Annotated in this window: 10 protein-coding genes; 4 read left to right on the top strand and 6 right to left on the bottom strand. The window is 55.6% G+C overall.

What is annotated here, in order from left to right:
• From AC6I8A_RS09495 to AC6I8A_RS09480, 4 genes are all read right to left on the bottom strand, one after another.
• Nucleotides 1-3,156 carry an efflux RND transporter permease subunit gene (locus tag AC6I8A_RS09495; RefSeq protein WP_497818371.1) on the bottom strand — a complete coding sequence of 1,052 codons (3,156 nt, stop codon included), beginning with the start codon at nucleotides 3,154-3,156 and terminating at the stop codon, nucleotides 1-3.
• A gap of 2 nt (nucleotides 3,157-3,158) precedes the next feature.
• Nucleotides 3,159-4,301, bottom strand: coding sequence for an efflux RND transporter periplasmic adaptor subunit (locus AC6I8A_RS09490; RefSeq protein WP_293794610.1), 1,143 nt, complete (start codon nucleotides 4,299-4,301; stop codon nucleotides 3,159-3,161).
• 259 nt (nucleotides 4,302-4,560) lie between these two features.
• Nucleotides 4,561-5,202 (bottom strand): aspartate/glutamate racemase family protein, encoded by a 642-nt coding sequence (locus AC6I8A_RS09485; RefSeq protein WP_497818370.1) that lies wholly within the window; start codon nucleotides 5,200-5,202, stop codon nucleotides 4,561-4,563.
• Nucleotides 5,203-5,300: 98 nt separating this feature from the next.
• Nucleotides 5,301-7,661 (bottom strand): membrane-bound PQQ-dependent dehydrogenase, glucose/quinate/shikimate family, encoded by a 2,361-nt coding sequence (locus tag AC6I8A_RS09480; RefSeq protein ID WP_497818369.1) that lies wholly within the window; start codon nucleotides 7,659-7,661, stop codon nucleotides 5,301-5,303.
• Nucleotides 7,662-8,296: 635 nt separating this feature from the next.
• On the opposite strand from AC6I8A_RS09480, the gene AC6I8A_RS09475 reads away from it, so the two are divergent.
• Complete coding sequence (locus AC6I8A_RS09475; protein ID WP_497818942.1) at nucleotides 8,297-9,262, top strand: GT-D fold domain-containing glycosyltransferase; 966 nt, start codon at nucleotides 8,297-8,299, stop codon at nucleotides 9,260-9,262.
• 81 nt (nucleotides 9,263-9,343) lie between these two features.
• On the opposite strand, the gene AC6I8A_RS09470 is transcribed toward AC6I8A_RS09475, so the two are convergent.
• Entirely contained in the window at nucleotides 9,344-9,976 is a 633-nt protein-coding gene (locus AC6I8A_RS09470) for a DapH/DapD/GlmU-related protein (protein ID WP_497818368.1), read from the bottom strand.
• Nucleotides 9,977-10,108: 132 nt separating this feature from the next.
• Here AC6I8A_RS09470 and AC6I8A_RS09465 point away from each other — a divergent pair, with 132 nt between their 5' ends.
• Entirely contained in the window at nucleotides 10,109-11,011 is a 903-nt protein-coding gene (locus AC6I8A_RS09465; protein WP_256696408.1) for a ParB/Srx family N-terminal domain-containing protein, read from the top strand.
• 43 nt (nucleotides 11,012-11,054) lie between these two features.
• Here the strand turns inward: AC6I8A_RS09465 and AC6I8A_RS09460 are convergent, their stop codons facing one another.
• Nucleotides 11,055-12,149, bottom strand: a complete 1,095-nt coding sequence (locus AC6I8A_RS09460) for an oxidoreductase (protein ID WP_497818367.1) — start codon at nucleotides 12,147-12,149, stop codon at nucleotides 11,055-11,057.
• 103 nt (nucleotides 12,150-12,252) lie between these two features.
• On the opposite strand from AC6I8A_RS09460, the gene AC6I8A_RS09455 reads away from it, so the two are divergent.
• On the top strand, nucleotides 12,253-13,128 hold the full coding sequence (locus AC6I8A_RS09455; protein ID WP_265296829.1) for a LysR family transcriptional regulator: 876 nt from the start codon (nucleotides 12,253-12,255) through the stop codon (nucleotides 13,126-13,128).
• A 14-nt stretch (nucleotides 13,129-13,142) separates the two neighbouring features.
• Nucleotides 13,143-13,304 carry an NUDIX hydrolase gene (locus AC6I8A_RS09450; RefSeq protein ID WP_265296830.1) on the top strand — a complete coding sequence of 54 codons (162 nt, stop codon included), beginning with the start codon at nucleotides 13,143-13,145 and terminating at the stop codon, nucleotides 13,302-13,304.
• Nucleotides 13,305-13,373: the final 69 nt, after the last annotated feature.

Raw genomic sequence — 13,373 nt, 5'->3', positions numbered from 1 at the left:
TTATTTCCCCGCTTTCGCCACAGATTGATGATTATCGTCATGCGGAATCGCCGGGAAGACGCGACGCACCAGAACAAAGAACAGCGGAACAAAGAAGATCGCCAACAAGGTAGCGGTCAGCGTGCCGCCTATAATGCCGGTACCAATTGCAATACGGCTGTTGGCGCCTGCGCCGGTGGAAATCGCCAGCGGCAGCACGCCAGCGGTAAACGCCAGCGAGGTCATGATGATCGGACGCAGACGCATCGATGCCGCGTGCGTCGCCGCCTTCATCAGGTTTTCCCCTTTGCGGTAATTGTCTTCGGCGAACTCTACGATCAGAATCGCGTTCTTCGCCGACAAACCAATGATGGTTAACAGCGCCACCTGGAAATAGACGTCGTTTTCCAGTCCGCGCAGGCTGATCGCCAGCAACGAACCGATCACGCCGAGCGGCACCACCATCATCACCGAGAACGGCACCGACCAACTTTCATACAACGCCGCCAGGCACAGAAACACCACAATCAGCGAGATGCCATACAGCGACATCGCCTGGTTGCCGGAGAGTTTTTCCTGATAGGACAAACCGCTCCACGCAAAGGTGGTGCCCGCCGGCAGCTTCGCCGCCAGTTTTTCCATCGCGCCGATCGCGTCCCCGGAACTCTTGCCTGCCGCCGCCGAACCTTCGATTTCATAGGACGCGAGGCCGTTATAACGTGACAGCACATCCGGGCCGTACGCCCATTCTGACGAGGCAAACGACGCAAACGGCACCATGGGTGTATTGCTGTTGCTATCGCTGCCGCGCACGTACCAGTGATCGATATCTTCCGGCTTGCTGCGGAACTGCTGATCGCCCTGCATGTAAACCTTTTTCACTCGGCCACGATCGGTGAAGTCATTGATGTAGCTGCCGCCAATCGCCGCACTGAGCGTATCATTGATATCGCTGATGGTGAGGCCCAGCGACTGCGCTTTTTCATCGTCGATATTGACCTGCAGCTGCGGTAAATCCGGCAAAGTGTTGGCACGCACCGCGCTGAGCAGCGGATCCTGATTAGCTTCAGCAATCAGCTGATTACGCATCTTCAGTAGCTGGTCGCGCCCGGTGGTGCCGCGCGCCTGCAGTTCGAAGGTGAATCCGTCTGACTGCCCTAAACCGGACACCGACGGCGGCGACAGCACGAAGATCTGCGCATCACGAATGCTGGCCAGGCTCGCCATGGCACGCGCGGCAATCGCATCGGCACTGTTTTCAGCACCTTTACGCTCGCTCCAGTTCTTCAGCGAGATAAAGCCAATCCCGGCGTTCTGGCCGCTGCCGGCAAAACTGAAGCCATTCACCAGCATGCTGACGTTGACGTTGTCTTTTTCTTTGGTGGCGAAGTATTCCTGCACCTGACGACGAACCGCGCTGGTGCGGTTTTCCGTCGCGCCCGGTGCCAGCTGGTATTGCACCATGATATAGCCCTGATCCTCAGTCGGCAGGAAGCCGGTCGGCAAACGCATATACAGCACCGCGCAACCGATCAGCAGCACCGCGTAGAGCAGCAGATAGCGCACCGAACGGTGCAGCACATGACCCACGCCGTTGTGATAACGCGCCTGCACGCGCTCGTAGCTGCGATTAAACCAGCCGAAAAAGCCCTTTTGGCCGCCTTCTTCGTTATGCGGTTTGAGCAGCGTGGCGCACAGCGCTGGCGTTAGCGTGAGTGCCACGATCACCGACAGCACCATCGATGAAACAATGGTGATGGAGAACTGACGATAGATAACGCCGGTCGAGCCGCTGAAGAAGGTCATCGGCAGGAACACCGCCGACAGCACCAGCGCGATACCAATCAACGCGCCGGTGATCTCTTTCATCGATTTCTCGGTGGCCTGACGCGGCGGTAAACCCTCTTCGCGCATCACGCGCTCGACGTTCTCCACCACTACGATCGCATCGTCCACTAATAGCCCGATGGCGAGCACCATGCCGAACATGGTTAAGGTGTTGATCGAGTAGCCAAACAGCGACAGCACGCCAAAGGTTCCGAGCAACACCACTGGCACGGCAATCGCCGGAATCAGCGTGGTGCGGATGTTCTGCAGGAACACAAACATCACGATCACCACCAGAATCACCGCCTCAATCAGGGTTTTCACCACCTCTTCGATCGAGATTTTCACGAAGTCGGTGCTGTCGAGTGGATACGCCACTTCATAGCCCGCCGGCATGCTGCTGCGGAACTCGTCGATGGTGGCTTTCACCTGTTCGGCGGTTGACAGCGCATTGGCACCGGACGCCAGCTGCACCGCAATCCCCGAAGCCGGATGACCGTTGGCCAGCACGTTAGCGCTGTAATCCTCATCACCCATTTCTACGCGTGCCACATCGCTCAAATGCACCACCGAGCCATCGCTTTGGCTTTTCAGCACGATATTGCGGAACTGTTCCGGCGTTTGCAGGCGCGAACGCGAGCGCACGGTCGCCACCAGTTGCTGCTCTTTGCTGGCCGGTTGCGCGCCTAACTGACCCGATGAAACCTGGGTATTCTGGCTCTCCAGCGCGGTTGTGACATCGGATGGCATCAGCGAATAGGAGGCGAGTTTGGCGGGATCGAGCCAGATGCGCATGGCGTATTCGGCACCAAACACCTGCACGCTGCCGACGCCCGGCACGCGCGCCAGCGAGTCTTCCATGTTGCTGACCATGTAGTCCGCCACATCGGCCGAGGTGCTTTGGTTGGTTTTATCGTACAGCGCCAGAATCAGCAGGAAGTCGCTTTGCGCCTTCTCCACCGTCACGCCTTGCGTGGTAACGGACGTCGGCAAGCGGCTTTCGGCCTGCTGCACTTTGTTCTGCACCTGCACCTGCGCAATGTCCGGATCGGTGCCCTGCTGGAAAGTGACGTTGATTTTTACCTGACCGGTTGAGGCGGTGCTGGTGGAATCGAAATAGAGCAAGCCGTCGAGGCCGGTGAGCTGCTGCTCGATCACCTGCGTGACGCTGCTTTCCAGCGTTTCCGCCGACGCGCCGGTGTAAGTGGCCTGAATACTGATCTGCGGCGGCGCGACGTCGGGATACTGCGCAATCGGCAGACTTTTAATGCTGAGCACGCCGAACATCATGATGCAGATGGCGATCACCCACGCGAATACCGGGCGGCGGATAAAGAACTGAGCCAACATAATTATTGGCCTCCGCTGCTGGCGGTGTTCGGCGTCACTTCAACCGCTTTCACCGTCATTCCGGCCTGTACTTTGGCGGTGCCTTCAACAATCAGCTTGTCGCCGCTGTTCAAACCGCTGGTCACCAGCCAGGTGTTGCCGATAACCCGATCGGTCACCACTTCCCGGCTCTGCACTTTGTTCTCTTTATCCACCACCAGCGCCGTGGCGTTGCCTTTGACATCGCGCGTGATGCCCTGCTGCGGGGCCAGAATCGCATCGTTTTTAACCCCGTTGGTGACGTTGGCACGCACATACATGCCCGGCAACAACTCATGCTGCGGATTGGGGAAAATCGCGCGCAGCGTAACGGTTCCGGTGGCTTCATCAACTGCCACTTCGGTCAGCTCCAGCTTGCCAGGATGATCATAGTTGCTGCCGTCTTCCAGTTTTACCGTCACCGGCACCACATCGCTGCTCTGCTGGAGAGAAGCCTGCTGACGCTTTAGTTTCAGCAATTGCACGCTGGATTGGGTGAGATCGACATAGATGGGATCAAGCGCGCGAATGGTCGCCAGCGCGGTGGTTTGCGCGGACGTCACCAGCGCGCCCGGCGTAACAGAGGAGATGCCGATGCGGCCAGAAATCGGCGCTTTGATTTGCGTGTAGTTGAGGTTGATGCGGGCGCTTTCGACGGCGGCACGATATTGATCGACCGACGCCACGTTCTGTTGATAGGTTGCCAGCGCATCGTCGGCATCCTGACGCGACACGCCATTCTCTTTCACCAGCGCGCTGTAACGCGCAGATTTTAATTGGCTGCTTTTGACTAACGCCTGCGCATTTTTCAACTGCGCAACGGCCTGATCGTAACTGGCCTGATAGCTAGCCGCATCGATTTGATACAGCACCTGGCCGGCTTTGACTTCATCGCCTTCGGTAAACAGGCGCTTCTGGATGATGCCGTCCACCTGCGGACGCACTTCCGACACCATGCTGCCCACCACACGTCCGGTGAGCTGGCTATCGAGCGTCACCGGCTCGGTATGCAGCGTTTTCACGCCGACTTCGGTGGTCATCTCGCCCGCTGGCGGGGCGCTGTTCTGGTCACAGGCGGCGAGCAATAACACCAGCCCGGCGATGGCCGTGCGCTGAAAATTCTTCATGAATAATCCTGTAGTGAACGTTCATTCTCAGATTTAAGTCTACCAAATCGCAGATGTGGGCGTATGTCAGGAAAATGAAAAGAGCGATCCTGAAAAGCGGCAGCAGAAAAGCGTCCTCTTTGATTGAGGATTCATAGTGGTTAAATCGCGATAGGTTACAAAGTGTTGCTAACGATAATGAGTTATAACCACTAATGCAAATGATTATTATTTGCATGAGAGTAAACGTTAACCTGATGCACGGTCATGCATGCGCACCCTACGAAAAATCACGTACCACCTTTAACGCCAGCTGCGGGCTGGTTAATGGCTGACTACCGGCGCTAAACAGCCTGGACGCCGCCGCCATGGAAACCTGGGCCAGCGCCACATGATCTGCGCCCTGCTGTTTCCCGTCTGCCACCGCTTGCGCAATCATTTGCAGATACGCCTCCTGCTGGCCCGCTTTAAACGCCGCCCATGCGCCAGGAATCAGCTGCACAACAGGATGCTGTTCAACCGCTAGCGTCGCTGGGCAAAACAGCGCGCGCGTTGCCGCCAGCGTGGATTCTGCCGCACACAGCACCAGCGATTTTCCCGGCAAACGGTGCACCGCATCGGCCAGCATGCGATCGGTGCGGTACACCGGGCAATCATGCCCTTTAGCGCTAAAATCATCGGCGACCGGACCCAGCGTCGAGCAGGTAATCAGAATCGCGTCGAACCACGGCGTCAGGCTGTGTAACAACTGTTCCAGCTTGTGCTGCTGCGGCGCAGTCATGCCACCGGTCAGCTCGGCTTCCGCCAGCAAATGTGGCATCACAATATGACTCAGTGAGCCGTGGCTCATGCCCAATGATTGTGCGGCCTCATCGAAAATAGCGATATTGCTGGCGGCGGTATGCAGGCAGGCGATGGTCATACAATTCCTTATCAGTGGCGTCTCGCACAGAGGCTCAATATAACCCGATGAAAACAAAAAAGGCGCCACATTGGGCGCCTTGTTCAATTTAACTGCGATTACTTCAAACGGAATGCCACCACGCTATCACCCGCCTGGGTGCCGAGTGAACCGTGACCGCCTGCAGCAATCACCACGTACTGCTTACCGTCTTTGCCCATAAAGGTCGACGGCGTGGCTTGCGCACCGGCACTCAACTCGGTTTGCCACAGCAGTTCGCCGGTGGTGCTGTCGTAGGCACGGAAGAAGTTATCCGCCGTTGCACCGTGGAACACCAAATCACCTGCGGTCAGCAATGGACCACCGTGCGCCACCATGCCCATCGGGAAACCGATTGGGAAGCGGCCAGGCAGGAAGCTGGTCTTCAGGTTTTTGGTCACACCCACGCGACGCAGCCATTCGGTTTTACCGGTCTTCAGATCCACGCCCACCATGCGGCCCCAAGGTGGCGCAACGCACGGAATACCCAGGCCAGAGGCCAACTGCTGGATATGAATAGCATAATCACCGTGGAAGTTTTCGTTCCAGTACGGTGTGCCATCTTTGGTGAAAAGGCGCTCGGTAGCGGTCTGCTCGCTGCGTTTAATCAGGTTGTATTTGTAAGCCAGACGCACTGGCGCGGCAATCAGCATTTGACGCTGCGGATCGACGGCAACAGAACCCCAGTTGAACACACCAATGTTGCCCGGGAAGATCAGCGAACCACTTTCGGTCGCTGGCGTCCACGGATTGCCGTCATAGCGCAGGCTACGGAAATCCATGCGGCATGACATCTGGTCAAACGGCGTGATGCCCCACATTGACTTCTCAGTCAACGGTTGCGGGATGAAGTTCAGGCTGGAAACCGGCTGGGTTGCGGCAAATTTCTCACCCGCGACGCCACCTTCAGTGGAGACCTTCACCTGGTTTACCGGATACACCGGCTGGCCGGTAAGACGGTTCAGCACAAACAGGTTGCCGGTTTTGGTCGGCAGGATCACCACAGGCTGCTTCTGGCCCTGATAATCGATGTCCACCAGCGAAGGCTGTGACGGATTATCGCGGTCCCACAGATCGTGGTTGGAACTCTGATAGCGCCATTTGAACGCACCGGTTTGCAAATCCAGCGCCACCAGCGCATCGCGGAACTTCTCGGTGTTGCTGTTCGGATCGCGCTCAATGCCCACTTCATCCGGTGAAGCGTTACCAAACGGCACATAGACTAAACCGTTTTTCAGGTCAGCACTCAGCGTGCCCCACGCTACTGGCGTGTCCTGCGGGTAGTTTTGACCGGCAGCGATGGGTGCGGTGTTTTGCGGGTTGGCCGGATCAAAGTTCCACACCAGACGACCGCTTTGCACGTCGTACGCACGAATCACGCCTGACGGGTTGCCGCTGTTGAAGCCGTTATCCATCACGGAACCGCCAACGATCACCAGCTTGCCCGCGACCAGCGGTGCTGCGGTTTGCATCAGCGCATGGGGACGCACTTCACCCATGTTGGCGTGCAGGTCAACCACACCGTTCTGACCGAAATCAGCACACGGTTTACCGGTATCGGCATCCAGCGCAATCAGCTGCGCATCGGTGGTGGCGTTAAAGATACGCTTACGGCAGATAGCCGGATTCGCTGCGCTATCCTGCGCGGCAACCGGGGTTTCTTGGTAGTAGCTTACGCCGCGACAGGTCTGATGCTGCTGCAGGTAAGAGCGATCTTTGTTCGGCGTGAATTTCCACTTCACCGCGCCGGTTTCCGGATCAAGCGCGTGCACTTCATTATGCGGCGTACAGAAGTACAGCATGCCGTTGGCTTTCAGCGGCGTGGCTTCGAAGGTGTATTCGCTGGCATCCGCATCCTGACGCAGATCGCCAGTGTGATATGTCCAGGCAACTTCGAGGTTTTTGACGTTCTCTTTGCTGATCTGATTCAGCGATGAGAAACGCAGGCCGTCAGACGAACCACCGTACGCGGTCCAGTCGTTAGCGGCGCCCTGCTCGCTGTTCTGTTCGCGGGCATTGCTGATGGTGCCTTGCTGCGGAATCGGATCGTAGAAGCACAGACCAATCACCACCACAATCATGATAATCACGGTGCCGCCGAGGAAGCCGTGGAAACGGCGTTCGCCGCGATACAGCGGTTTCACCACCCACGGCATCGCCAGCCACAGGCCGATCACACCGAACAGGTCACCGCGTGGGATCCACTGCCATTTATCAAAGCCCACTTCCCAGATAATCCAGGCGAGCGTAATCCACATCAGCACCGCATACAGCGCCAGCGCGCTGCGCTGGTTGCGGAACAGTAAAATTGCGGTAATGAGTAAGCCCACCGCCATCAGCGCATAGAAGGCGCTGCCGCCCAGCATTAACAGCTTGCCGCCCATGTACAGCAAGGCAATCGCCAGAATCGCGAGCACGATACTGGTTAGTTTGTTAACCATGCTAATCCCTCAACCATTTTCATCGAAAAACCTCAAAAATAACCCCACATAAAATCAACAGAACTTTAACGTACGTTACCGTTTAGTAAAAACCCGTTGCGAGGTGTGTCGTTAGCTCCGCTAATGAATGTAGTTTGGCTAATGGCTGCCAGCTAGCGCCTCGTTCAATGTGTGACTGAAATCACGTTTCATTTTCGTTGAGAGAATTAATCATTAGTGAGGAAAATTCGCATTTTTTGATAACGGAATATGGTCATGCTGCGCGTTTTTGTGACTTCTACGTTAGAAGAACACAGGCGTCTTCCGCAGCGGCTATCAGGCGGGCACGCTGCGCGATCGTTTAGGCTTAGTAAAGCCGGAAAATCGCTTTCACAGTTAGACATTAATTGAAATAACTTAATAGATCATAAAAGTACCGCTGCGATTATTCCTGGCAACGATTTTCGCAGCAGCGCGGATAAGCGCATTTTTATTACACTTTCATTTCCGCAGTCTTTGTTTAAGAATTTTTAAATTGATTAGCGATTATACCTAAATATATTTTTGAGAGTTTCCTCAGCCTGTTATCCTCGATTGAGCGTGATATAAATCACATAAATGCTCTGCGGCAAGTCCGCCATAAAAAGAAGGTTATGATGATTAGCGCAGATTTCTTTTATCGTAAATTACGTTTTCCTTTTAAACTCACACACGCTGCTTTTAAATTTCCCGTTGCCAATGCGCGTGCCCGGCAATATCCGGTGATGTCGCCTGAGCAAACCATTGACCTGCTGCTCAACAACGACAAGCTCTCCGTAAGCCGCTATGGCGATGGCGAACTGGAAATGACCTTGTTCAAGAATATCGGTTTTCAATCTTTCGATGAACGTCTCTCTATTCGCCTTAAAGAGATATTACGTCGCGGAAGCCAGCCGAAGAATCCCTGCTTATTATGTATGCCGGATGCCTTTCGCGGCACCTCAAATATGCGTTTTGGTTCGGCCCTATTCTGGTTTTTTCATAAAGCGTTCTATTTCCGCCATTATGAAGCGTTATTAAAGAAAGATTATCGCTACGGTAATACCTCTGTTACGCGTCCCTATCATGACTATAAGGATAAGCAGCAGGCTGCTCGCGTTTTTAATAAATTCCGGCAACTGTTCAGCGACAAAAAGATATTAATTGTCGAAGGCAGCGGCACGCGTCTCGGCATCGGTAACGATCTGCTTGATGGCGCGCGGGAGATTAAGCGCATCACCACGCTCAATCGCAATGCCTTCTCGGTCTACAACGATCTCTACAGCGCCGTCCTGGCGCACGCACGCGATTACGATATGGTGCTGATGTCGCTCGGCCCAACCGCAACGGTGCTGGCTTACGATCTCAGCCAGCATGGCGTTCGCTGTATTGATACCGGCCACATTGATATCGAGTACGAATGGATGCGCAGTGCCGCGCGTGACAAGGTGCAGGTGGCTGGCAAGAACGTCAATGAAGTGGGCGTGTTGCTCAGCGACGATGCGCGTGACGCCGATGAGCATTATCGCCAGCAGATTTTGCTGCATGTCGGACTGCAACAGGAAGCGGTGCTGTCGGCAATGGTAGTGCATCCGCCGGTCTAATCCACATCGCAAGCATTCGCAAAACAGGGTGTTTTGAGATTGCTTGCGATAGCTGCGTCAACAAGGGTGCTTACAGCGCGCTTAGCTGCCGTGTCGCTGGCAGAAGGCGCGGAGATCGGATGATTGGAAATCCGCCAGATTCGCCATCAATTTCTCCAGCGGCCAGTTCCACCAGGCAATTGCCTGCAGTTGAGCGGCAATATCCGCAGCGAAACGCGCACGGATCACTTTGGCTGGCACGCCACCGACAATGGTGTAAGGCGGTACATCTTTCGTCACCACCGCACCGGCCGCCAGCACCGCGCCATCCCCCACCGTGACGCCCGGCAGCACGATCACGCCATGCCCAATCCACACGTCATTACCAATAATCACGCGATCGGCGCGTCGCTCGGCAAAGAAGCCATTATCGCGTTCCGCCTGCTCATCGTAGTATTCCGGGCAGTAGGTGAAACGGTGCTGCGAAGCGCGATCCATCGGATGATTGGGCGCGCCAATCCGCACATGATTGGCAATGGCGGTAAAGCGTCCAATCTGCGCATCGGCGACACAGCAGTGCTCACCGAGATAGGAGAAATCGCCGAGTTCGCTGTATTCGATATAGGTTTCGGCCAGCACTTCACATTGCGCGCCAATCTGGGTTTCGCGCATACGCACGCTGGGATCGATAACGGTGTGTTGCAGTTTTGCCGGTTGCACAGCAGCGAGTGCCATAATCAAAGCTCCGTGTGGTCAGATGTCTGGATAACCGGTTGCAACTGGGCAACCGCGAGCCATCACGCTACAGCGACAAGATGACAGAAATGCTATTGTGCGCATCTGCTATGGGCGATTGGAGGAAAGGGAATGAGAACACCGTGGTCAATACTGGCGCTGTTGTGGTCAGCCGGACAGGCATCCGCCGCGCTGCCCGCCGACATTAAAGCCGGTGATATTGTGCAAGTGCAGTTAGCGCAGCTCCATCCGACGCAGGCCGCGATTGGTTATCGTCAGCTGGATTACAAACAGCATCGTTATGAAGCCGAACCGAAAAAGCTGTTTGATGATTATTGCGAAAGCATGGGGCAGAAAGGCGTCGATAAATTTGATAGTCAATCACGTCTCTCGCAGCCCAGCAGCTTCCGCTGTAAAGCGCCGGTCGGCAGCGAACCTGGCCCGATGAAAACGGCGGTGATTGCACCGGATAACGTGCTTTACCTCACCGATGGTCATCATACTTTCAGTAATTTCGCTGATATCGCCGGTCTTAACACACCGGTGCAGGTACGCATTACTAATGACTTCCGCAGACTGAAAACCATGTCCGCCTTCTGGCAAAAAATGGAAGCGGCACATCTGGTGTGGCTGGACACGCCATCAGGCAAAATCCAACCGGATGCGCTGCCGAAAGAACTGGGCCGCCAGCATATGCAGAATGATGAATATCGCTCGCTGGTCTATTTCGTGCGCGACATTGGTTTTGATAAAGAGCAGAACCCGCCGCCGTTCCTCGAATTCTATTGGGGCAAATGGCTGGAAACGCAGCTCCCGCTGAAGAACTTTGACCTCAATAACCGCAGTGGTTACGCCAAAGCGATCGAAACCATCGCTGAGAAGATGACCAGCGTGCCGAAAGACACGGTGATTGCGCACAGCGATAGCGGCCCGCTGACGGCGGATCGACTAGGCGCACGCAAGAAAGTGAACTTGAAGAAGCTGGAAAAGCTGGTCTCCGATGACGGCAAATTGACGTGGGCCTTTGCACAATAACCGAATGGTCGCCATAAATGGCGACCGATTCACGCGATTATGCTCAAACCAACTCGCAGTTTTTCACATCCGCAGACGGCGCTAGCAGATTTTTATCAAAGACGCGCAGCTCCACAGCATCACGAATCCGCATCGGCCAGTCGGGATTCGCCAGTGCGCTTTTGCCAATCGACACATAATCCGCGCCCTGCTCCAGCGCCTGCGCCGCCGTGCTGGCATCACTTAACGCACCATTGGCGATAATCGGCAAATTCGGTGCCGCCTGACGCGCAATTTGTACAAGCGACAGCGGCGAATCGGCAAACGCCGGTTGCAGCGCGTCATATTCTGTCAGATGCAGATAATCCACGCCGGCCTGAGCGATCGCGGCGAAAACCTGACGCGCGCCCGCTTCGCCTTCACGCCATTTGTGCTGGAAATCATTCACTTTGCCCTGCGAGAGGCGAATTCCCAGCGTAACATCATGCCCTACGCGCTGGCGCACTGCGGCGATCACCGCCAGCGTCAGAGATAAACGTGCCACGATATCGCCGCCCCAGCGATCGCTGCGCTGATTGGTGTAATCGGTGAAGAACTGGTCAAGCAGATAGCCGTTTGCGCCATGAATTTCGATGCCATCAAAACCCGCTTCGCCAATTGCCCGCGCCGCCGTATGCGCAAAGCTGTCGATCACCTGCTGGATCTGCTCTTCATCCATTTCTCGCGGCAGCGGATAGGCGCCATGACCGTGATAGAAACCGAGCTGTTCTCCGCGCGGCTGGATGGCTGAGGGCGCGAGCGTATCCGGTCGATAGATGTTGCCCTGCGATATCGCCCCGGCATGCATCAACTGCGCAATGATTTTGCCGCCATGCTGATGCACCCGATCGGTGATTGCGCGCCAGCCGGCGCTCTGTTTAGCGTTAATCAGCCCGGCCTGAAACGCATAGGTTTGTGACCAGGCTTCATCGATATAGATGCCTTCGGTGATGATGGCGCTAAAGCCGCCGCGCACGAAGCGCTGATAATAGTGCTGCATACGCTCGCCCGGTATGCCGTCGACGCTGGCGGAGATGCGTGTCATGGGCGCCACCATGATGCGATTTTTCAGCGCCAGCCGGTTCAGTGTCCCGCTCTGAAAAAGATGTTTATCACTCATATTGTTCTCTGAATGCGGATTATCTACAGAGCGCAGTATATTAGGTCGCCACAGGGACAAAAATGGCCGATGATGATACGTCTGTATAACGGAAATCGTTACAATGAACTCTAAGGATGTTGAAGTATTCCTGATGGTCACCCAGACGCGCAGCCTGACACAGGCCGCGCGGCGACTGAACACCACGCCGATGACAGTATCGCGCCGACTCGCCTCGCTGGAGGAAGATCTCGGCGTGCGCCTGCTGCATCGCACCACCCGCGCCATCGCGCTGACGGATGAAGGTGAAGAGTTTTTGCCCTACGCCAAAACCCTAATGGAAACCGAACAGAGCGCGCGTAATCTGTTCTCGCCGGATAAACAAGGCGCAACCGGCCAGCTGCGCATCACCGCGCCTTCTGGCTTTGGCCGCCGCACCATTATTCCGTTGCTGCCCGCGCTGATGGCGGAGAATCCCGAACTAAAGATCGATTTTCAACTCAGCGATAACGTCACCGATATTGTTGGGCTCGGCTACGATGTCGCCATTCGCATCGCCCCGCTGCGGGATTCGCGGTTAGTGGCGCAGCGGCTGGCGGATAATCCGCGCGTGCTCTGTGCTTCTCCAGACTACTTAGCGCGCTTCGGCACTCCACAACTGCTGGCCGATTTGCATCAGCATAACTGCCTGCGTTTATCCGGCGTGCCGCAATGGAGTTTTATGGTCGAGGATCATATTTCCAGCGTCAGCGTTGAAGGCCGTTTCAGCGGCAGCAATGTGGAAGGTGTACGTACCTTGTGTGTGGCGGGCAGCGGCATCGCCCAGCTCTCTGCCTGGGATGTGCAGCAGGAATTGGCGGCCGGTGAACTGATTGAGATTGGCTTGCGAGATGCGCAACCGCAGCTGCTCGGCGTCTGGGCGCTGTTTCCCACCGCACGGCATCTGCCAACGCGCGTCACGGTTTTTCTAAACGCCCTAAAACAGGCGATGGCACGTTAATTCAGAAAATGTGAATGGCGAATCAGGGGCAAAATCTGGATGCGGAAGAGGTGGGACTAACCGCGAAGAAAATTAAAATCGATGCGTTTCTTGAACTGATTCTGGCAAGAAAGATCAGCGACGCGACAACGGTTACCGCGTTTCTGCTGGCGCGGGCGAAAGGGTTAATTGACTGATCTCTCTGCTTTATTCCAGGTGCGCATTGATGCGCATCCTACGAATACAATATTGATGTAGGGCCGCCA

The organism is Pantoea sp. X-Soil-ISGK-275 (assembly GCF_059730795.1).
Note: the sequence above shows the minus strand (reverse complement) of the source record. Positions and strands in the feature narration are given on the sequence as shown.